This window comes from Sphaerisporangium melleum (assembly GCF_014646695.1).
Classification (GTDB): Bacteria; Actinomycetota; Actinomycetes; order Streptosporangiales; family Streptosporangiaceae; genus Sphaerisporangium; species Sphaerisporangium melleum.
Genome location: NZ_BMNT01000001.1, coordinates 195,992 through 216,643, shown reverse-complemented (window position 1 = coordinate 216,643; position 20,652 = coordinate 195,992). Strand labels below are relative to the sequence as shown.

Below are 20,652 nucleotides of genomic sequence, written 5' to 3'. Positions count from 1 at the left end.
GTCGGCCCCCAGGACGAAGGGATTCGGCCTGAGGGACTCTCGTCCGCCCGCCTCACTCATCCGGGCTGCTCGGGCCGGAGCTCGTCAGCCGGCCGACGATCGTGTCGGCGATCAACGCCGCCTTCTCCGGCGGCATGTCGAGAGCGGCCGCCGTGCGTGCGGCGACCTCACGAACCTCGGCGAGCTGCTGGGAAGAGAAGGACGGTGGCACGGGGAGGCTCCGCATGGCGGGACGGCGGCGCGATCGGCGGAAGAAGCCGAGAACCCGGCGCACCACGCGGCGGATCCAGGCGTCCCCGCCGCTCTCCTCGAAGGCGGTCTCGTAGAAGCGCGACGCCAGGAAATCGGCCACCGCGATGGTCGCACCGAGCGCGGCGGTGGTGACGAGCGGGATGATCTCCTGGCCGTCGAATTCGAGTTCCGTCAATCGGCGCCGACCCGATCTCGCTTTCCGGCCGGAGGAGAAGTAGGCCTGGCAGGTGGGCTCGAAAAGGGGGAGCTCCTCCGGCGCGACCAGGCCGACGACCTGCCGGGCCAGTTCGGGGATCTGCAGTGTCTCGTCCGTACGCCGCATGCCGGTTCCCCTCGCGTCGGCGCGATGGTGAGTGCTGACGCCCACTTTAACGACCTTGGTCCGCGCGATCAGGGTCGATTTCCGGATCGGGCTTTTAGAGTTACGCATCGGTATGTGTTCGTGGCCGGCCGGAAACGCGTTACTCCCGGGAAGGGGCGCCGAACGCCGCCACCGGCACAGGAGGGGGCGCGGATGACGACACGCCCCCCTTACAGCCACGAATCGCGCCGCCCGCCGGCACGATTCGTCTCGCGTTCCCGGCCCGGCGCGTGGTGATCCGGGTGCTACGCCGGCGCGGTGAGGCTCAGGGTCAGGGAGGCGGTGGCCAGGAGGAGATAGGCGGCGGGGAAGGCGAGGTTATGGAACACGCGGGCCCGGACGTGGACGGCGACCGCGCCGGCGAAGAACAGGACGAGGCCGGCCGCGGCGGCGTCGCCGATGAGCGGAACGCCGAGCAGGCCGAGCAGCAGCCCGGCGGCCCCGGCCGCCTTGAGCGCGCCCAGCAGCGGCAGCAGGCCGGGCGGGACGCCCACCTCGGCCGAGTTCGCGAGGACGAACCGCGCCCGCGCGAAGTCGGCCACGGCGATCCCCGCGTTGACCACGATCGTCAGGACGGTCACCAGCAGATGAGCGGCGCGCATGTGTCGCGTCCCTCCGCTCAGCCGAGCATCCGGTAGTCGCCGAGCACGGTCAGCGGGCGCGGCGCGGGATCGGCGTCCGCCCATCCGGCCATCCGCGCCCGGAATGCGGTGGTCTGCGGGATCTCCGGCAAGGGGGTGGGCGTGCCGTCGGGCAGGCCGAGCAGCAGCAGGAACTCCGGCCGGTCGGTCAGCCGCGCGGCCAGGTAGCGCAGTCCGGCCGGCCGGGCGGCGTGGACGGCGCCGAACAGCTCCGCGATGCCGTGTTCGACATCGCCTGCCAGGTCAGGGGGGGTGGTGAAGCGGACGATCTGCAGGGGCACGGCGTCGGCTCCTCGTTCCTCGGTAGGATCTCTGCGGGTCGGTCGGTCACCCCCCTGACGTTCCGCACGCGGGAAAGGTGACCTGTGCACGCCCACGAACTCCTCGCCGAACGATTCGAGGCCGACCGGCCGCATCTCCGCGACGTCGCCTACCGCCTGCTCGGTTCACTCGCGGACGCCGAGGACGCCGTCCAGCAGGCGTGGCTCAAGGCCGCCCGTGCCGATCTTCGAGACGTGCGCAACCTCAGCGGATGGCTCACCACCGTCACCGCCCGCGAGTGCCTGGACGTGCTGCGCGCGCGGCGGCGACGCGGTGAGGTCGCCTGGCCGGGCGGCGAAGCCGGGGACCACCTGGCCACGACGGGTGCGGAGCCCGGCCGGACGGCCGAGGAGGAACTCCTGCTCGCCGAGTCCGTCGGCTTGGCGCTGCTCGTGGTGCTCTCCCGGCTGTCACCGGCGCAGCGCGTCGCCTTCGTACTGCACGACCTGTTCACGGTGCCGTTCGCGGACATCGGCCAGGTGCTCGACCGCTCGCCGGCCGCGGCCAAGAAGCTGGCCAGCCGAGCCCGGGAACTCGTCCGTGGATCCGGCTCCGGCGGTGAACGTCTGGGCGCCGAGCATGTTCCGCTCGTGGCGGCGTTCCTCGCCGCGTCCCGCGGCGGGGACCTGCCCGCCCTGCTCGACCTGCTGGCCCCCGGCGTCGTACGGCGGGTCGACCCGATCCTGGTCCCTGCCGACGTGGCGACCGAGATCAGGGGGAGCCGGGCGGTGGCCGAGGAGACCAGGCGGTTCGCCGCCCGTGCCCGCGCGGGCGCGGTCGCCTGGGTGGACGGCGCCCCCGGCATCGTGATCGCCCCGCGCGGCCGGCTCCAGGCCGTCCTGAGGTTGACCATCGACGCCGGGCTCATCCAGGCCATCGACATCATCGGCACCCCGCAACGCCTCCACGCCACCACCATCGCCCTTCCGGAAACCGCCTGGTAAGACAGCCGGAGTCCCGCCGCCGCGCGATGGCCGAGTGGTGCTTTCACCGTCCGCGCGAGGCGCGGCTCCCCTATGGTTATTTTTCTGATTTCTTGGAGGTCATCATGTTCGCCCGGAGAAAAGCCCGCTTAGCCGGGGTGCTGGGGCTTGTGTCCGTGTCCTGCACCACCGGCTTGATCGGGGACGCGTCGGCCGAGGTCACGGCCCAGCGCACGTCCGTGACGGCCGCGGCCGGCGAGATCGCCGTCGCCATCTGTCCTCCCGGCCGCCTTCTGGAGCCGGCCGAGCAAGGCGCCGAGTGCGGGTCCGAGGCCGTCTCCGCCATGTTCACCGGGCTCGTGGAGTACATCCCGGGCACGGCCGCCACCCGGCTCGCCGTCGCGTCGTCCATCACCACCAAGGACAACAAAGTCTTCACCGTACGGCTGAAGAAGGGCTGGCGCTTCCACGACGGCAGCGAGGTAAAGGCCCGCAATTTCGTCCGCGCCTGGAACCACGCCGTCAGCGGCGACCAGGACGGCTCTGGATACTTCACACGTATCGCGGGCTATGACAAGGTCACCGCGTCACGCGGGCTGGCCGGGCTGAAGGTGCTCGGCGACCACGCCTTCACCATCACGCTGGCCCGGCCGTACGGCGGATTCGTGAGCCTGCTCACCAACTCGGCCTTCGCGCCGCTGCCCGACATGTTCTTCAAGGACCGTGCCGCCTACCGGCGCAAGCCCGTGGGCGATGGGCCGTTCCGATTCGTCTCGCGCTCAGGCGATCAGATCACGGTGGAGCGGTTCGACGGGTACGGCGGCGCGGCGAAGCCCCAGGTCGCCAAGATCGTCTATCGTTCCTTCGACGTCTGGGACGACGCCTACAAGGCGCTTGTCCGCGGCGAGATCGACTTTCTGCCCGACCTGCCACGGACCACCGGCCTCAACGGCCGGGTGTTGGAGCGGCCGTACCCGGGCGTCCACATGCTCAGCATGCCCATGGCCCACCGCAAGGTCGCGGGGAACGCCGACTTCCGCAGGGCGATCTCCATGGCGATCCCCCGGGACGAGGTCGTGAAGCCGTTCCAAGGGGCACGCGTACCGGCGGACTCCTTCATCCCGCCGCCGACGCCCGGTCGTGCCGCGGGCGCCTGCGGCAAGGCCTGCCGCTACGACCCGGCCGCCGCCCGCGCCGCGCTGGCCAAGGCCCAGGCCGCCGGCTTCACCCCGCCCAAGGAGTTCGCGCTCTACTACAACGAGGACGGCGGGCACGGAGACTGGGTCAAGCTGGTGGCGAAGGCCGTGACCAAGACGTTCCGCGGCAAGCTGAAGGTGGTCCCCAAGGGGAAGGCGACCTTCGGCGCGCTCCTCGAACTCATGGCCGACGGCTCACCCAAGGGGATGTCCCGCTGGGCCTGGGTCGAGGACGGCCTGCACCTGGCCGACGTACTGTCCACCTATCGCACCGGCAGCGAGTACAACTACGGCGAGTACAGCAACCGGAGGTTCGACGCGCTGCTGGACGCGGCCGATCGCACCACCTCGAAGACGAAGGCGGCCTCGCTCTACCGGCGCGCCGAGAAGGTGCTGGCCGCCGACATGCCGGCCATCCCCCTGTTCTTCTACCGCAGTAAGGTCGGGTACTCCGAGAACGTGTCCAACGTCCAACTGACCCCATACGGCCTGCTCGACATCCGCACAGTCAAGGCCTGACCCGCCTCGCCACCCCCCACAGGGTGCTCGCCTCTGGAGGCTGGGGGCATGGTCTCGCACTGAGAAAGATATGGGCCGTCACTTACCGAGATGGCGGCTGACATGCGGAAAGGGCGGGATGATCCCGCCCTTTCCGTCTTATTCATGCCGATATGCTGACGCTGCTCATCGCGGTCGACTGCGTCTTCGGTGGCTCGTGGAAGAGCCAGATGCTCGACGTCAGCAGCACTCCTGCCGTTCCGAGGGCGGCGGCCACGCGTACGATCTTCCCAACCGACTGTGGCGCCAATTTGGTCCGGCTTCTTTGTCGAAAAGACATGGACCGGATCTTAGTCAAAGATCACTGCATCCACCACTGTTTCAGTACCTGGTGGCATCTGTCCGGAAATGTACCTTGTCTGCGACGATGTCCCTTTTCTCGGTCGGAGGCTTCGTCAAGGTGTCTCGACTGTGCCACAGGGGCACAGCGCGTGCCCTCCGGCTAAGACTCTTCTGACAGGTCGCGCAGCCGCGTCCGCAGAGGCTGAGCCTCGGGCATCTCGAGATGATCATAAAGGGCAAGCGCTCGCTGCCACAGGCGCCGGGCATGTTGGAGATCACCGGTTCGTTCCGCCGCGGATCCCATCCGATCGAGGCAGTTGGCTTCCTGGTGGACATCGCCGATGGCCTGCGCGACCTGCAGTCCTTCGCTGAAGAAGCACAGTGCGGTTTCGTGCCGGTCGGTACGGTCGTGAGCGTCTCCGATGCCCAGGAGAGCACGGATCTCTTCCTGGCGGGCGTTCAGCTCTCTGGTGATGCTGAGGGCCTTCTGGTGGTGGATGATCGCCTGGCCGGCGCGTCCCATGTCGGTGTAGCAAGAGCCGATGCTGTTAAGGGTCTGTGCCTCCCGGCGGCCGTCGCCGATGCCGACATAGGTGCGGAGGGCTTCCTGATATCGCTCCAGCGCCTCTTCATGCCGCCCCAACTGCTGGAGCACGCTGGCCGTGTTGTGCAACAGGCCCGCCTTGTCCTTGGGGGTCATCTCAGAGGTCAGTGTCGCGGCCCGCTCGTAGTTGCGCAGGGCGGCGCTGAGGTTGCCCAGCCGTGCCTCCGTCTCACCGAGATTGTTCAGCACCACCAGACGGCCGCGCAGATCGCTGTCCGCCTCATGTAGTGCGAGGACTTCTCGCAGCCGGTCGGACGCCGTTCGATAGTCCCCTTTGTCATGCGCGAGCCCGGCGATGTGGTTCAGGCTCTTGGCCACACCTGAGCGATCCTGGATCTTTCTTCTGATGTCCAGCCCTTGCTGCAGGAATCGCAGCGCCACATCCAGCTCGGAGCGGTCCCAATGGACCCGGCCGCTCAGGTCCAGAAGTTCGGCGATACCGTGCTGGTCGTCCAGCGCGATCTGCATGGACAAAGCCCGTGTCGCCAGGCCGAGACTTTCGTCCAGCCTCCCGGCCTCCCATAGCGTCTCGCCGAGGTCGGTCATGGCCCGAGCCGTACCACGCTGGTCGTCAAGCCGCAGCCAGGCGTCGATCGCGATCTGGTGGAGGGTGACGGCTTCGGTCCAATGACCCCAGGAGCTGAGATGGCGGCCCAGCACGTGGGGGAAGAGCGCGGAGTGGCGGATCCAGCCGTGGTCGGCGGCGTAACGCGTTAGGCGCAAGAGGTCGTCCAGTTCCGTGGCCAACCATGTCCCGGCTTGGTCGGTGGTCTCGATGTCGGGATGTGTCCGCGGGGGAAGATCGAGATTCACGGGGATGCGGGTGCGGTGCTGATAGAGAAGCCGGTCCGCACGGTCGGCGAGAAAAAGGTGATAGTCGAGGACGCGGCGCACCGCCCCGGTACGTTCGCTCTCCGACTTGCGGCTCGCGAGTGAGACGGCATAGTCGCGGATCAGGTCGTGCAGGCGGTATCGCCCGTGGCGCGGTTCGGTGATCAGGTGGTAATCGACGAGGTCTTCGAGAAACCGTTCGGCGTCGGCGAGCGGACGGTCGAGCAGTACCGCCACGCAGTGCGGAGTGAATTCGGTGCCTGGGTGGAAACCGAGGCGAGTGAACGCCCACTGCTGGAACGGGGTCAACGCGTCAAAGGACAGTTCGAAGGCGGCGCTGATCTCCCGGTTCTCGGTTCTGATCTCGGCGAGGCGCTGGCTGTCCAGGCTCAGGCGCGCGGCCAGGTCGGCGACGGTCCATGTAGGGCGGTGCCGTAGCCGGCTGCCGACCAGTTGGATCGCGAGAGGGAGGTGCCCGCAGAGCCGGATCACTTTGGTGACGTGCTCGGGTTCCCGTTCGCGGTGAGTACCGGCGGCACGATGGAAGAGTTCGGCGGCGTCCTCAGGCTGCAGGACTTCCAAGGGGAAGGGCTCGGCACCCTCCAGCCCCGACAGTCGGCGTCGGCTGGTGACGATGACCAGGCAACCTGGCTCGCCTGGGAGCAGGTGGCGGATCTGCTGATGGCCGCTCGCATCGTCCAGGACGACGAGGACCCTGCGCCCGGCGAGTTCTCTGCGCCATCTCGCAGCCCGTGTGTCCAGCTCATCCGGGATTTCCGTTCCGGGTATCCCGAGTTGGCGCAACAGCCGATCCAGGGCGGCGGCGGGTTCGACTGCTTTGTGTGTGGCGTTGTGCCCCTGCAAGTCGAGATACAGCAGGCCGTCCGAATAGCGGGGGGCGAGATGGTGAGCGAGATGGACGGCGAGTGTGGTTTTACCGACACCCGCCATGCCGTCGATGGCCAGGACGGGCACCGCTGTCCCGCCGAGCACACGGTCGGAGGTCAGGGTGGCAAGCTCCCCCCTCCTACCGGTGAACGTGAGCGGATCGACCGGCAGGTAGTTGGGTGCGGTCGGCCCCGAAGTAGACCGGGGGTGGGGCGCGGCAAGTGAGGGATCATGGAGAAGGATGCGTTGATGCAGGTCACACAGTTCGGCGCTCGGCTCGATGGCGAACTCGCCGACGAGGCGTTCGCGAGCCCGCCGGTAGGCCGAGAGCGCGTCGGCCTGCCGGCCGCTCGCGTACAACGCTCGCATGAGAAGTTCGACAAGTGTCTCGTCCAGGGGAAAGCGGGCCACCAGGTCGTGCAGTTCCGGGACGAGTTGGTTATGGAGTCCGCGCCCGAGCTCTAGAGCGATTCGCTCGGTGACGGCGCGAAGCTTGTCTTCCTGGAGGGTTTGGCGGGTCGTCTCGGCCCACGTTCCCGGCAGGCCGTTCAGCGGCTCTCCGCGCCACAGGCTCTCCGCGTCGTGATACAGCCGGAGGGCGTGCTCGATATCACCGCTTTCCGCCGATGCCTGTGCGTCCTTGCACAGTCGGAGGAACCGATGGTAATCGATGTTTTCGGCGTCCGTTTCCAATATGTACGCCCCGGAAATGCGGCGGAGGAGCTCACCGTTGGATCCACCCGTCGCGCCGATTTCCCGTAGGCGCCTTCTCAGGCGGGACACGACGGGCCGTAAAACGGATGCGGCGTCCAGTGGCTCGCCGTCCCACAGCTTCGCGACGAGCGACCTGTCTGACACCGGGTGCCCCGGTGTCAGCAGGAGAACGGCCATGACCTGGCGTGCTTTGGTCCAGCCGAAATCGTGATTCTGATCCTGGAAGCGCAACTCCAGCTTGCCGAGAATGCGAAATTCCATTCGAAGTCCCTTCTCGGGACGCCGCCCCTTTGTCCGGATTAATATCATCTCCGCGCCGCTCGATCCAGGGTCCCCGCGGAAGTGGGTAAATGCGGATCTTGCTGGAAGTGGCACCGCTGGTAAACCGCAAGGCCGCCGCAAGGGTTTCCGCAAGTCCCGCCGTGCAGGCTTGTGCACGAGGGCGAGGAGGCCTCGCCCCGGTGCCGGTGACCGGCGAGGGGGAGACGGAAGCCAAATGTCTGGTGGTCAGGAATGGCGTTCGGTTCCGATCGGGATCGACGCGCACAGGTGGGTGACCCGCCCGGACTGCAAATCGGTTCTCGCGGTGGTCCACACGGTGACCTCGGGGCAGCGACTGATGGACGCTCTGCGACTGGTGGAGAACGACCTGCGGATCCAGGTCGTGTTCACGGCCGCACCCGATGTCTTCGGCAACGGCGTTGCCGAGTTCTTGCACGGTCTGCGCGGACCTTGCATCACCTGGGAACAGGCGACGCGCCAGTGGTTCGACCTCGCGCTCGCCGCGAGCCTGGGGGCGATCCACGAGGTGCACGCGCCGCTGGTCGTCATGCCACACGGCGCCGGGTTCAGCAAGCGGGCGCGGGGGCGGGCCGGCTTGCGCGTCGTGGACGGCGGGGCCGTCGGGGTCGGATCGGCGGGCAGGAGGCCGGTCGGTGGCAAGCCTGGCGTTTACGGGCTCGACGCGCAACGGCTGATGCACGACGGCGAGGTCGTCCCGGCCGCGATCGCGCTGCCGCACGCGGCCGAGCTCGGGACGCTCGGCCGGTCCTGCCCGGAGGCCGTTCCGGTGGCCGACGTGGTCGGTGACCCGTCGTTCGACCGGCTGATGGCGAGCCTGGCGCACCGGGACGCCTACCGCAGGGCGCTCGCGGTGCGGCCGGACGAGACCCTCGTGGTGGTCAGTTCGACCTGGGGGCCGCGATCGCTGTTCGCGCGTTCGTCTGAGCTGCTGTCCCGGCTGCTCGCCGAGTTGCCGGGCCGCGAGTTCCGCGTCGTGGTGCTGTTGCACCCGAACATTTGGTTCGCCCACGGTGTCTGGCAGGTGCGGACCTGGCTTGCCGACGGCCTGCGACACGGCCTTGGGCTGGTGCCGCCGGGCGCGGACTGGCGCGGGGTGCTGGCCGCCGCCGACCTGGTGATCGGGGACCACGGGTCGGTGACGGCGTACGCGACGGCGGCGGGGGTTCCGGTGCTGCTCGCGGAGTTCGCCGACTCCGACGTCGATCCTGCGTCCCCGGCCGGCGAGCTGGCCGCCGTCGCGCCGCGCCTGTCGGCAGACGGGCCGCTGCGGGAGCAGTTCGCCGTGGCGCGTGACCGGGCGAGCGCCGGCCGGTACGAGGGCGTGGCCGCGCGCATCACCTCGGAGCCGGGTCACTTCGACCGCAACATGCGGCGGTTGATGTACCGGCTGCTGGAGCTGCCCCAGCCCGCGACCATCACCGTCACTCCGCCCGCCGCGGTGCCGTACCTGCTGGGCCGCCGGCCGTGGGACGTCGCCGCGCCCGGTCCGGCGGAGGAACGCGGCCCCGGCAGCGTGAACTGCGCGACCTGTTCCGGTGGCGGAGGGGTGACGGCGGCGGAGAACGATGTGCCGGCACGCTGGTGGCCCCCGATCCGACGCCGCGCCTGACGCCTGGCCGGCCGGGGCTCGCCGGCTTCCCGCCGTACGGTGGCGCCGGCCTTCGCCGTACCCCATCCCGCCGCCGCGGCGCCGCTGGAGGGCCCGTCGGGTGGCCGGGAGGGAGGTGTGCGGCGGTTGTTCTGGGCGGGGTGCTGGGCCGGGCCCTGCGCGGTCGGCGGAGGGGAGGGGAGTCGGTCGCTGTGCGGCGTGCGGCGAGGGGACCGGCACGGGCGGGCGGGAGGAAGAAGCGGGCGGGAGGAAGAAGGTGGCGGACGCTTTGGGCGGCGGGTGGTCGGGGCGGGGCTTGGCTGGTCGGCCGGGGTGGTCGGTCGTTGAGGGGCGAATGGAGGCGGTTGTGCTGGAGAAGCTGGTCGGGGTTCATCTGTTCCGGTTGCGGGAGGCGTTCCGGATGAGCCGGGAGTGCCCGGATCCGGAGGCGGATGCGGCGGTGGGCGAGCCGGCGCCCGCGATGCTGGTGCTGCCGCGCGAAGGCCCGTTGCGCGAGCCGCATCTGATGCTCTTCACCGGCTCGCGGAGCTTCTGCGCGATGCCGGCGGGCACCCTCCTCTCCGAAGGACTGCACGTCGTCGTCCACCTGGACGACGGGCTGGGGGAGGCCTGGCACAACGTCGCGGACGTGGTCGTGGGCGCGGTGCGCCGCGCCTACCCGTTCCCGGCGCACCGGGTGACCCGCATCCTCGACCGCTATCCGGGGTGCGAGGTCGCGACCGGCCGGCGGCGGCACGGCTGCCTGGCCGGGCTGCGGGGCGGCCGGTTGGCCAGGATCACCGAGGTGACCGGCCGCCAGGCCGCGGGCGCGGCCCCGGGACCCGCGCTCTACGGGTCCTTCCTGTACGGGTGGCTGGTGGCCGGCCTGCCGCTGGACTGCCTGACCACGGCGTCGGTGGTCCACGGCAGGTACGCCGCCCGGCCGGACGGCGCTGAGCCCGGGTCGCTGGAGGTCGGCGGACGGGCACGGATCAGCCTCACCGGTTCTTTGTCGTCGCAGGTCTGGAGGAGGATGTGATGGGCGCCGACTGCCGGGGCGAGTTCGCGAACGAGGACTTCTCGCCTGCCCGGAAGATCGTGGTGGCGGGGGTGGCCAGCCTCTATCTGTCGGCCGGGGTGCCGGAGTTCCCCCTGGCCTACGCGTCCAAGGGCAGACAGCGCTGGATGGCCGCCGGGGTGTTGGGGGCGGCCGGGCACATCGCACGCATCCTGGGCGCGCTCGGGGAGGACGTCCGCCTGTGCACGGTCGTGGGCCGGGACACCGCCGGGACGGCGATACGGGCGGAGTTGGACCAGTGCGGGCTTCTCGGTACGGGCGTGGTGGAGGGTGAGGAGTCGTCGCTCGGAGTCGTGCTCGTCGCCCCGGACGGGAGCCGGATGGGGCTGCCCCATCTGGAGCCGGTCGACCACGTTCCCTACCCGTTCGCAACGCTGCGGGCGGCGGCGCGCGACGCCGATCTGCTGGTCCTGACGAACGCGAAGTTCGTCCGCCCGCTGGTCGGTCCGGCCGCGCGGCTCGGCGTGCCCATCGCGGTGGACGTCCACCTGATCGCCGACCTCGACGACGAGTACAACCGGCCCTGGCTGGAGGCCGCAGACGTCGTCTTCTGCAGCCATGAGCGCCTGCCCTGGCCGCCGGAGACGTGGGTGGCGCGCCTGCTGGACCGCTATCCGCGCTGCCGGCTCGCCGGTGTGGGGCTCGGCGCGCGAGGAGCCTTACTAGGGACCCGAGACGGACGACTGCTGGAGGTGGCGGCGGTCGCGCCGGGCGGGGTCGTCAACACCTCGGGGGCGGGCGACGCGCTGTTCGCCACCTTCCTGCGCACATGGCTGCGCACCCAGGACCCCGCCCGCGCCCTGCGATCCGCCGTCACCCACGCGGGCTGGAAGATCGGCCATCGGCTCCCGGTCGAGGCCTCCCTGACCGGCGAGCAACTGGCGGAACTGCAGCGAGCCCACTCACCACGGCTCACGTGCCGGCGCTTGACCTGCGACGAGACCTCCTAGCGCGCCCGCTGAGCCCTGCCGCCATCATCACACCTGTGCACCTGGAGCCGCAAAGATCCATCGACGCTGGACGAGCTCATCTGAGTGGGGTGCTGGTGATGCCGGAGCGCTCGGCGAGGCGGCGTGCCTGGTCGTGATAGTGGCGTGCCTCGTCGGTAAGGCCTTCGGCGGCGGCGAGGTCGCCGAGGGCGCGTAGGGCCAGCAGTTCTCCGGTGGCCGAGCCGATGTCGCGCATCAGGGTCAGCCCTTGCGTCAGCAGCCGGGTGGCGGTGGCGCCGTCCGCGGTGTGGGCCCGGCCGAGGAGGATGAGCGCGCGCGCCTGGTTGTGCGGGTCGTCGGCCCGCGTGGCGAGCAGCTCACGCGCCTCGGTCAGTGGCGCGAGGGCCTCGTCCTCGCAGCCCTTCGTTATCAGCAGTTCGCCGAGGTCGCAGAGGGTGAGCGCGACTTTGCGGGACTCGCCCTGTGCTCGGTAACGTTCCAGCGCCTCACCGAACAGCTCGATCGCCACGTCGGTGCGGCCCAGGTCCCGCTCGACCAGGCCGAGTCGTCGCAGCGTGCTCGCGACGCGCTGGACGTCGCCGAGCCGCCGCCACAGCTCCAGCGCCGCGCGGAAGTCCTCGGCGGCCTCCGCCGGCCGGCCGAGGTCGCGCAGTGCCAGTCCGGTGCGGTTCAGCATCTTCGCCTCGGCCCGGGTGTCGGAGCAGGCACGTGCCGCCTCGAGCCCGAGCCGGTCCACCGCCAGCCGTTCGGCGTGGTGACCGCGGTAGAGGAACAGCGGCCAGATCGCGTCGACCAGCCGCCAAGCCGTCTGGAACGCTCCCACCTCGAACGCGGTTCGGGCGGCGGCGCGCACGCCGGCGAACTCGTGCTCCAGCCAGTCCAGGGCCTGCTCCCGGCCGGAGAAGGCGATGGGCTCGGCGGGCGGGTGGTCCGTTTCCGGCTCCGGCAGGCGGCGGTACGGCAGGACGGCGGCGCTCGCGGCGAGGGTGGCGTGCAGGAACCAGTCCAGGGCCCGCCGCACGGTCTCGTCCCGGACCGCCGGGCTCTCGGTCTGCTCGGCCATGTCGCGCGCGTGGAGCAGGGTGAGGTCGTGGTACCGGTGGTAGCCGCCGGGGACGTCGTCCAGCAGGTTGGCGTCCACCAGCACGCCGAGCAGGTGGCGGACGCGTGCCCGGGGCAGGCCGGCCGTGGCGGCGGCGCCCTGGTCGTCGAAGGCGGGGCCCGGGAAGAGCGCGAGCAGCCGGTAGACCCGGGCGGCGTCCGGAGGCAGGCCCCGGTAGGAGAGCGTCAGGGTGGCCTGGATGGTGATCTCCTCCTCGACCGCGAGGGCGTGCAGGCGCCGGCGTTCATGGCGCAGGGCGTCCACCATCTCGGTCAGTTCCCAGCTCGGCCTGGTGGCGAGCCGCGCCGCGGCCACGCACAGCGCCAGCGGGAAACCCGAGCACAGCTCGACCAGCTCGCGGGCGGCCCGCGGCTCGCGTTCGGCCCGGTCGTCGCCGAGGGTGCGGCAGAGCAGGTCCAGCGCTCCCTCGGTGGTGAGCCGGTCGAGCCGGACGCCGCGGGCGCCGCGCATGAGCAGCCCGGCGAGCCGCCACCGGCTGGTGACGACGGCCATGCCGAGCGCGCTCGCGGGCAGCAGCGGCGCAACCTGGGCGGCGGAGAGGACGTCGTCCAGCACGACGACGACACGGCGCGCGCTGACGAGCGACTGGTAGAGCGCCGCACGCTCGGCGAGACCGGCCGGGATGCGTTCGGGGGCGATGCCGAACGCGCGGATGAACCGGCCCAGGACCTCCGCCGGCTCGACCGGCTCGTCGGCGGCGTGCCCGCGCAGGTCGGCGTACAGCTGGCCGTCCGGGAACGACGGGCGTTCGCGGTGCGCCCAGTGCAGCGCGACCGCGGTCTTGCCGATGCCGGCCGGGCCGCTGACCAGGGCGACCTTGGGCACCCCCGCCCCCTGTTCGTCGGTGCGGACCGCGTCCAGCGCGGCCAGCGCCTCGTCCCGGCCGACCAGGATGCCGGCCGCCGGGAGCTGGAACGGCGGGGGGAGGGGTTCGAACCCGTGGTGGACCTGGATGCCGCCATGGATCTCGCGTGCCTGCACCAGCGGCCCGTGCAGCGTCCCGCTGACGTCGTTCACGTGACCGTCACGGACGTCGTCGCCGCCGGAACCGCCGTTCATCGCCCTGCGCGCGGCCGGGGAACGGGAAAGCCGCCGGAGGACCGGAACCCCGCCGGTGCGGCGGAGCGTGGTGACGAGCGGCGTGCGATCCCGGGACGGCGGATGACGATCCCCCTGTCACTGCGAAACGGACTCTCATGCTTGCTCGCCCCGAACACCCCGTCAAGGCAGATCTCGGTATCCGGCTTGACAAGGGCTCTACGGACCGTCGGCGATTCCCCTGCTCAGCGGGGACGCAGGCCGGAGGGCGGCGCGCTCGTCCGGCTCGGCGGGCGTGCGAGGTCGACGACGTGCCAAGCCGGACGCGACCGCGTCGTCGCGGCGACGGCGCCCTCCGGGCGGGCGCGCGACGGATGGGTCTCCGTACAGCTCGATGAGCTTGGAGGGACGGTCTCGTGCCACGCGGATCGGCGACGCGGTCGCGTGGCGGGTGAGGCGGAACGGCACGGAGGCTACCGGGTCTTGCGTGCTTCGCCGCGGTAGGTGCCGAAGGACCACAGGTTGCCCTCCGGGTCGCGCACGGCGAACTCGCGGGCGCCGTAATCGGTGTCGCGTGGCGGGTACAGCGGTTCGGCCCCGGCCGCCGTGGCCCGGGCGAACAGCGCGTCCGGCTCGTCGGTGACGACGTAGGCGCCGAAGGTGCCCGGCGGCAGCCACCAGGGGTTGTCCGCGCCGCGCTCGCGGTCGGAGCCGAGCATGACGCCGCCGCCCAGCGGCCAGTCGAGTTGCGCGTGGTCGACGCGGTCGCCCTCGCCGTACACGACGGTCTCCTCGAAGCCGAACGCCTCGACGAGGAAGGCGATGAGCCCGCGGGCGTCACGGGCCCGCAGCGTCGGCCAGACCTGGGGAGGTGGTGTCTGTGTCATGTCATCGAGTCTCGCCGGAGGGCGTCGCGGCGGCTTGGACGTTTCGGAACTCCTCGGCCAGCCACCGGGACGGCGGGCAGCCCGCCAGGTCGCGGAACTCGCGGGCCAGATGTGCCTGGTCGTAGTACCCGAACTCGGCGGCGAGGTCGGCCAGCACGGGGCGGCCGGTGCCCGCCCGGCGTTGCAGCTCGCGGCGGGCCCGGTCGAACCGGATGACCCGGGCGGCGGCCTTGGGGGTGAGACCCGTCTCGGTGGCGAACCGCGCGCTGAGGTGGCGGGTGCTCCAGCCGGTCTCGCGGGCGAGGTCGGCGACCGGGACGCCGCCGCCGGTGGACAGCAGCGACCGCCAGGCCCGGGTGACCTCACGGGGAACGGCGCGCCCGAGATCGGCGTGGCGCAGCAGCAGCTCGTCCAGGACGCGGAAGCGTGCCGCCCAGCCCGGCGCGGAGTTCAGCCGGTCGTGCAGTTCGTGGGCGGTCCGGCCGAGGAGGGCGCTCGCGTCCACATCGAGGTTGCCCAGGGCGCCCGCGGGCAGGCCGAACAGGGCGCGCGCGCCGAGCGGGCTCAGCGCGATCTGCACCCCCGCCTGCCGGCCCTCGTGGGTGATCAGGGCAGGTGAGGTGTGCAGGCCGCCGACCAGGGTGTCGTACCGCCCCGGTGTCTGCGCCGGGTCGGGATGGGCCGCGACGGTGAGCGGGTCGTCCAGGGTGACGATGACCGTCAGGTACGGCGACGGCAGCCCCCGGTGGCGGCCCGGCGCGGCGTCCCGCTCGTGGTAGCCGTGGTAATGCCTGATGAGCGGGCGGAGCGCGGGGGCCGGCGTCCCGGGCACCATCTGCATGACGTCGTCCTCCCGTGCGTGTACGCCGCCACGTCGCTGCGGCCCGCCGTCATCTGGAACCTACCTCGCGTCCGCTCCTTCGCCGGGACGGGCTCCGAGAGGGCGGGACCGCGGGAGACCGGCCGGAACGCGCCAGGTGCGCCGTTCCGGCCGGTCTCCCGTGCGTCAAGCGGCGACGCCGGCCGCGGACGGGCTAGCGGCGGCCTGGGTGACCCGGCCCTCCTGGGCCGCCCGGGCCGGGGCCGGGGTGACCCATGCCGCCCGGGCCGCCCGGAATGGGAAGGGGATGGCCTGGACCGCCGGGAAGGCCCGGGCCGTGTGGGCCGCCCGGGATCGGCAAGGGATGGGCAGGCCCGCCGGGACCGGGGAGGGGACGGCCGGGAATGGGACGGCCGGGAATGGGACGACCGGGAATGGGATGGCCGGGGTAGCCGGGCCAGTGCGGGGGACGGTAGCCGGGCCACCAGTGACCGGGCAGGTAGCCCGGGTACCAATAGGGCCGGCCGTACGGGTAATTCGTGTACCACTGGTAGAAATAGGGGCCGCCGGCGAAGCAGTTGCCGATGTATCGCCCGTCGGGCAGCAGGTAGCAGGAATGGCGGGTGGAAAGGGAATCGGTCCTCGCGTTCGCCGCCTGAGCCTCGGCGGCCTGCGCCGGAACGGCCGACATCGCTGCGGGAACGATGAGGCCGAACGCCGCGAGTGCGCCGGCGGCGAGAGCGTTCTTGAGCATAGGAGATCTCCGTATCGCTGATCGAGCCCGGCATGCTGCCTGGACTCACGGCGCGCCGGAACGGCTCACAAAGGGATGCGCCGAATCGACGGCCATGTCGAAAGACGCTAGCCGAGGCGCCGCGTGCGGTCATGCCGCGCGGGCAAAAGTCGGGAGCGTTATTGTCAAGCCTTTCGACTGGTGGATTAAGCGGTATTCAGCTGATTTCTCGGGCCATTTCACAACAACTCCGGCAGACCGCACACCGGCCGAAACCGTTCCCCAGCCGATGTGCACTCCGCGGGCGAGCCGGGCGGTGTCCGCCGCCTCGGCGAGGCCGCGGGCCGGCACGGCCGCGTACAGATGTCCGCCGCCCACGCCGATGACCGGCTCGCCGGTTCGCGGCGCAGCCGATGGAGGGCGGCGACCCGGTCGTGCATGGCGTCCCGGTCCGGCTCGGACGCGCGGTGGCCTGTCGCACGGGGTGGCGCCGTCAAGGTCGCGCCTGACCGGGGCGAGCAGCCGATCTCCACGGATTTCGCTGGGTGAAAAATGTCCGCCACCGGGTCACGTCCTCCTATAGCGTGACCCCCGGTGATTTTCAGGCTGTACGGGGCCGGGGGTTAAGGGATGCGGACATGTTGAGCCGGTTGCTGCGCGACTACCTGCGGCCGTACGGCACGGAGCTGGCGGCCGTGGTGTTCTTTCAGCTCGTCGGGACGATCGCCTCGCTGTACCTGCCCAGCCTGAACGCCGACATCATCGACCGTGGCGTGGCCACCGGCGACACCGGATACATCCTGGGCGCCGGAGGCTGGATGCTCACCGTGTCCCTGGTGCAGATCGCCTGCTCGATCGCGGCGGTGTACTTCGGGGCCAAGGTCGCCGCGGCGTACGGACGCGACGTGCGGGCGGCGGTGTTCCACCGGGTGGTCGGCTTCTCGACCCGCGAGGTCGCCGAGTTCGGCGCGCCATCGCTGATCACCCGCAGCACCAACGACGTCCAGCAGGTGCAGATGCTGGTCGTGATGACCTGCACGATGCTGGTCGCCGCGCCGATCATGGGCATCGGCGGCATCATCATGGCGCTGCGGCAGGACATCGGCCTGTCCTGGCTCATGCTGGTGTGCGTCCCGGTGCTGCTGGTCTCGATCGGTCTCATCGTCGTGCGCATGGTGCCGCAGTTCCGCGCGATGCAGACTCGCATCGACGAGGTCAACCGGGTGCTGCGCGAGCAGCTCACCGGCATCCGGGTGGTGCGGGCCTTCGTCCGCGAGCGCGAGGAGACCCGCCGCTTCGGCGAGGCGAACAGCGCGCTGACCGCGACCGCGCTCAGCGTCGGGCGGCTCACCGCGCTGATCTTCCCGACCGTGATGATCATCCTGAACGCCTCCAGCGTCGCGGTGCTCTGGTTCGGCGCGGCGCGGGTGGACGGCGGCGACATCCAGGTCGGCGCCCTGACGGCCTTCCTCATGTACCTGATGCAGATCCTCATGTCGATGATGATGGCCACCTTCATCTCGATCATGATCCCCCGGGCGGCCGTCTGCGCCGAGCGCATCGGCGAGGTGCTGGGCACCGACTCCTCCGTCCGCCCGGCGGAACGCCCGGTGCGCGAGGTGGCGACCCATGGGCGGCTGGAGCTGCGCGACGTGGAGTTCCGCTATCCGGGTGCGGCGGCGCCGGTGCTGTGCGGCATCTCCTTCCAGGTGAGCGCCGGGCAGACCACGGCCATCATCGGCAGCACGGGGTCGGGCAAGACCACGCTGGTCAACCTGGTGCCCCGGCTGTTCGACGCCAGTGAGGGCGCCGTCCTGGTCGACGGCGTCGACGTGCGCGAGCTGGACCCGCAGATGCTCTGGACCCGCATCGGCCTGGTGCCGCAGAAGCCGTACCTGTTCAGCGGCACCATCGCCAGCAACCTGCGCTACGGCAACCCGGACGCGACCGACGAGGAGCTGTGGGAGGCCCTGGAGGTCGCCCAGGCCCGTGACTTCGTCGAGGCGATGCCCGAGGGGCTGCAGGCGCCGATCGCGCAGGGCGGCACCAACGTCTCCGGCGGTCAGCGCCAGCGACTCTCCATCGCCCGGGCCCTGGTCAGCAGACCCGAGATCTACCTGTTCGACGACGCGTTCTCGGCGCTGGACCTCGCCACCGACGCGCGGCTGCGCGCCGCGCTGCGCCCGTACACGGCGCAGGCCGCGGTCGTCATCGTCGGCCAGCGCGTCTCCACCATCGCCGACGCCGACCAGATCATCGTCCTGGACGACGGGATGATCGTCGGCATCGGCACCCATGACCACCTGCTGGAGACCTGCCCGACCTACGTCGAGATCGTGGAGTCCCAGCTGACCGCGGGGAGTGCGGCATGAGCCGGGTGCAGGAAGGCCAGGGGGAACGCGGCGTGAGCGACCGGCCGGACGCGACCGCCGGCGCGCAGGACAAGCCGCCCGCCACCGCGCCGGGCGCAGGTCCCGGGGGACGGCCGGGCACGATGGTCGCGCCGCCCCGCCCGCCGGCCGGCGGCGGACCGTTCGGACGGGGCCCGTTCGGCGGTGGCGGCATGCCGGCGGAGAAGTCGCTGAACTTCGGCCCGTCCGCCCGGCGGCTCATCCACCGGCTGGACCCCGAGCGCCCGCGCATCATCGCCGTCATCGCCCTGGCCGTGGTCAGCGTGGTGTTCTCCGTCATCGGGCCGAAGATCCTCGGCCGGGCGACCGACATCATCTTCAACGGCATCATCGGACGCCAGTTCCCCGCCGGGACGACCAAGGAGCAGGCCGTCGAGGCGGCCCGCGCCTCCGGCCACGGCGACTTCGCCGAGATGCTCGCCCGCATGGACCTCATCCCCGGGCACGGCATCGACTTCCAGGCGCTGGCCACCGTCCTGACCTGGGCCCTCGGCCTCTTCGTCGCGGCGTCGGTGTTCGGCTGGCTGCAGGGCTACCTGCTCAACGACGCCACCCAGCGCACGGTGTTCCGGCTGCGCGCCGACGTCGAGGCCAAGCTGCACCGGCTCCCGCTGAAGTTCTTCGACGGACAGCCGCGCGGCGAGCTGCTCAGCCGGGTCACCAACGACATCGACAACGTGTCCCAGACCCTGCAGCAGACACTGAGCCAGCTCCTCACCTCGCTGCTCACCGTGATCGGCGTGCTCGCGATGATGTTCGTGATCTCGCCGCTGCTCGCGGTGATCGCGCTGGTCACCATCCCGCTGTCGATGGTGGTGACCGGCCTGGTCGCCAAGCGCTCGCAGAAGCTGTTCGTCGCCCAGTGGGCGCACACCGGCGGCCTGAACGCCCACATCGAGGAGGCGTTCACCGGCCACGAGCTGGTGAAGGTGTTCGGCCGCGGCCCGGAGGTCGAGGAGGTCTTCAAGGAGCGCAACGAGCAGCTGTACAAGGCGAGCTTCGGCGCGCAGTTCATCTCCGGCATCATCATGCCGCTGATGATGTTCATCGGGAACCTCAACTACGTCGCCGTCGCCGTCGTCGGAGCCGTCCGGGTCGCCACCGGCGCGATGAGCCTGGGCGACGTCCAGGCCTTCATCCAGTACTCCCGGCAGTTCACCCAGCCGCTCACCCAGGTCGCCTCCATGGCCAACCTGCTGCAGTCGGGGGTGGCGTCGGCCGAGCGCGTCTTCGAGCTGCTGGACGCCGAGGAGCAGGAGCCCGACCCGGCCGAGCCGGTGCGCCCCACCGCCCGGCGCGGGCGCGTCGAGTTCGAGCAGGTGTCCTTCAGCTACGACCCGGACAAGCCGCTCATCGAGGACCTGTCGCTGGTGGCCGAGCCCGGGCACACCGTCGCGATCGTCGGCCCGACCGGCGCCGGCAAGACCACGCTGGTCAACCTGGTCATGCGCTTCTACGAGCTGGACGGCGGCCGCATCACCCTGGACGGGGTGGACATCACGGCGATGAGCCGTGACGACCTGCGCTCGCAGATCGGCATGGTGCTCCAGGACACCTGGCTGTTCGGCGGCACCATCCGCGACAACATCGCCTACGGCAGCCCGCAGGCCACCGCGGAGCAGATCGAGGCCGCCGCGCGGGCCACGTTCGTCGACCGGTTCGTCCGCACGCTGCCCGACGGGTACGACACGGTCATCGACGACGAGGGCGGAAACGTCAGCGCAGGCGAGAAGCAGCTCATCACCATCGCGCGCGCCTTCCTGGCCGACCCGTCCCTGCTCATCCTGGACGAGGCGACCAGCTCGGTCGACACCCGCACCGAGGTGCTGGTGCAGCACGCGATGGCCGCGCTGCGCACCGACCGCACCAGCTTCGTCATCGCCCACCGGCTGTCGACCATCCGCGACGCCGACCTCATCCTGGTCATGGAGGCCGGCCGCATCGTCGAGCACGGCACCCACGACGAGCTCCTCGCCGCGGGCGGCGCCTACCACCGCCTGTACTCCGCCCAGTTCAGCGGCGCCCTCGTCCCGGCCGACGAGGGAACCGGAACGTAGCCCGCAGGCAGGCACCGTCCGGTCCCGCACATCGGCGCCGCAGGAGGAGACGAACTTCCTCCTGCGGCGCCGATGTGGTTGTTGTTACGGTTT

14 protein-coding genes are annotated in these 20,652 nt (G+C 70.9%); 7 read left to right on the top strand and 7 right to left on the bottom strand.

Features of this window, described 5'->3' with window-relative positions:
* Positions 1-52: 52 nt before the first annotated feature.
* The 3 genes from IEY93_RS01335 to IEY93_RS01325 all read right to left on the bottom strand — a co-directional run bounded on the left by IEY93_RS01335 (position 53) and on the right by IEY93_RS01325 (position 1,535).
* Entirely contained in the window at positions 53-574 is a 522-nt protein-coding gene (locus IEY93_RS01335) for a hypothetical protein (protein ID WP_189161048.1), read from the bottom strand.
* 284 nt (positions 575-858) lie between these two features.
* A complete protein-coding gene (locus IEY93_RS01330; RefSeq protein WP_189161047.1) occupies positions 859-1,215 on the bottom strand; it encodes a DoxX family protein in 357 nt (118 codons plus the stop codon).
* A gap of 17 nt (positions 1,216-1,232) precedes the next feature.
* A complete protein-coding gene (locus IEY93_RS01325; protein ID WP_189161046.1) occupies positions 1,233-1,535 on the bottom strand; it encodes a hypothetical protein in 303 nt (100 codons plus the stop codon).
* Between the two features lie 84 nt (positions 1,536-1,619).
* Here IEY93_RS01325 and IEY93_RS01320 point away from each other — a divergent pair, with 84 nt between their 5' ends.
* Positions 1,620-2,519 (top strand): sigma-70 family RNA polymerase sigma factor, encoded by a 900-nt coding sequence (locus tag IEY93_RS01320; RefSeq protein ID WP_189161045.1) that lies wholly within the window; start codon positions 1,620-1,622, stop codon positions 2,517-2,519.
* Between the two features lie 155 nt (positions 2,520-2,674).
* A complete protein-coding gene (locus IEY93_RS01315) occupies positions 2,675-4,213 on the top strand; it encodes an ABC transporter substrate-binding protein (RefSeq protein ID WP_189161044.1) in 1,539 nt (512 codons plus the stop codon).
* Between the two features lie 481 nt (positions 4,214-4,694).
* On the opposite strand, the gene IEY93_RS01310 is transcribed toward IEY93_RS01315, so the two are convergent.
* Positions 4,695-7,832 (bottom strand): AfsR/SARP family transcriptional regulator, encoded by a 3,138-nt coding sequence (locus IEY93_RS01310; protein WP_189161043.1) that lies wholly within the window; start codon positions 7,830-7,832, stop codon positions 4,695-4,697.
* A 358-nt stretch (positions 7,833-8,190) separates the two neighbouring features.
* Between IEY93_RS01310 and IEY93_RS01305 the strand changes: the two genes are divergently transcribed.
* The 3 genes from IEY93_RS01305 to IEY93_RS01295 all read left to right on the top strand — a co-directional run bounded on the left by IEY93_RS01305 (position 8,191) and on the right by IEY93_RS01295 (position 11,490).
* On the top strand, positions 8,191-9,483 hold the full coding sequence (locus IEY93_RS01305; protein ID WP_189161042.1) for a hypothetical protein: 1,293 nt from the start codon (positions 8,191-8,193) through the stop codon (positions 9,481-9,483).
* 334 nt (positions 9,484-9,817) lie between these two features.
* Positions 9,818-10,501, top strand: coding sequence for a hypothetical protein (locus IEY93_RS01300; RefSeq protein ID WP_189161041.1), 684 nt, complete (start codon positions 9,818-9,820; stop codon positions 10,499-10,501).
* Positions 10,501-11,490 carry a carbohydrate kinase family protein gene (locus tag IEY93_RS01295; RefSeq protein ID WP_189161040.1) on the top strand — a complete coding sequence of 330 codons (990 nt, stop codon included), beginning with the start codon at positions 10,501-10,503 and terminating at the stop codon, positions 11,488-11,490. Before IEY93_RS01300 ends, IEY93_RS01295 begins: the two co-directional genes overlap by 1 nt.
* Before the next feature lie 76 nt (positions 11,491-11,566).
* Here IEY93_RS01295 and IEY93_RS01290 read toward each other — a convergent pair whose 3' ends face one another.
* The 3 genes from IEY93_RS01290 to IEY93_RS01280 all read right to left on the bottom strand — a co-directional run bounded on the left by IEY93_RS01290 (position 11,567) and on the right by IEY93_RS01280 (position 15,379).
* Positions 11,567-13,672: a tetratricopeptide repeat protein gene (locus tag IEY93_RS01290; RefSeq protein WP_189161039.1), complete on the bottom strand. Its 2,106-nt coding sequence runs from the start codon at positions 13,670-13,672 to the stop codon at positions 11,567-11,569.
* Between the two features lie 452 nt (positions 13,673-14,124).
* A complete protein-coding gene (locus IEY93_RS01285; RefSeq protein ID WP_189161038.1) occupies positions 14,125-14,538 on the bottom strand; it encodes a VOC family protein in 414 nt (137 codons plus the stop codon).
* A gap of 1 nt (position 14,539) precedes the next feature.
* The gene (locus IEY93_RS01280; protein ID WP_189161037.1) at positions 14,540-15,379 is read right to left on the bottom strand and encodes an AraC family transcriptional regulator; all 840 of its coding nucleotides are present in this window, start codon (positions 15,377-15,379) and stop codon (positions 14,540-14,542) included.
* Positions 15,380-16,729: 1,350 nt separating this feature from the next.
* On the opposite strand from IEY93_RS01280, the gene IEY93_RS01275 reads away from it, so the two are divergent.
* Together IEY93_RS01275 and IEY93_RS01270 are read left to right on the top strand one after the other, a co-directional pair.
* Entirely contained in the window at positions 16,730-18,463 is a 1,734-nt protein-coding gene (locus tag IEY93_RS01275) for an ABC transporter ATP-binding protein (RefSeq protein ID WP_189161036.1), read from the top strand.
* Complete coding sequence (locus IEY93_RS01270) at positions 18,460-20,559, top strand: ABC transporter ATP-binding protein (protein ID WP_307837533.1); 2,100 nt, start codon at positions 18,460-18,462, stop codon at positions 20,557-20,559. Before IEY93_RS01275 ends, IEY93_RS01270 begins: the two co-directional genes overlap by 4 nt.
* Positions 20,560-20,652: the final 93 nt, after the last annotated feature.

Coding starts and splice junctions, on each gene's coding strand:
- IEY93_RS01300 (WP_189161041.1), top strand. CDS start 9,818: ATGGAGGCGGTTGTGCTGGAGAAGCTGGTCGGGGTTCATCTGTTCCGG.
- IEY93_RS01290 (WP_189161039.1), bottom strand. CDS start 13,672: ATGAACGGCGGTTCCGGCGGCGACGACGTCCGTGACGGTCACGTGAAC.
- IEY93_RS01275 (WP_189161036.1), top strand. CDS start 16,730: ATGTTGAGCCGGTTGCTGCGCGACTACCTGCGGCCGTACGGCACGGAG.
- IEY93_RS01285 (WP_189161038.1), bottom strand. CDS start 14,538: ATGACACAGACACCACCTCCCCAGGTCTGGCCGACGCTGCGGGCCCGT.
- IEY93_RS01305 (WP_189161042.1), top strand. CDS start 8,191: ATGGACGCTCTGCGACTGGTGGAGAACGACCTGCGGATCCAGGTCGTG.
- IEY93_RS01335 (WP_189161048.1), bottom strand. CDS start 574: ATGCGGCGTACGGACGAGACACTGCAGATCCCCGAACTGGCCCGGCAG.
- IEY93_RS01330 (WP_189161047.1), bottom strand. CDS start 1,215: ATGCGCGCCGCTCATCTGCTGGTGACCGTCCTGACGATCGTGGTCAAC.
- IEY93_RS01310 (WP_189161043.1), bottom strand. CDS start 7,832: ATGGAATTTCGCATTCTCGGCAAGCTGGAGTTGCGCTTCCAGGATCAG.
- IEY93_RS01270 (WP_307837533.1), top strand. CDS start 18,460: ATGAGCCGGGTGCAGGAAGGCCAGGGGGAACGCGGCGTGAGCGACCGG.
- IEY93_RS01280 (WP_189161037.1), bottom strand. CDS start 15,379: ATGCAGATGGTGCCCGGGACGCCGGCCCCCGCGCTCCGCCCGCTCATC.
- IEY93_RS01295 (WP_189161040.1), top strand. CDS start 10,501: ATGGGCGCCGACTGCCGGGGCGAGTTCGCGAACGAGGACTTCTCGCCT.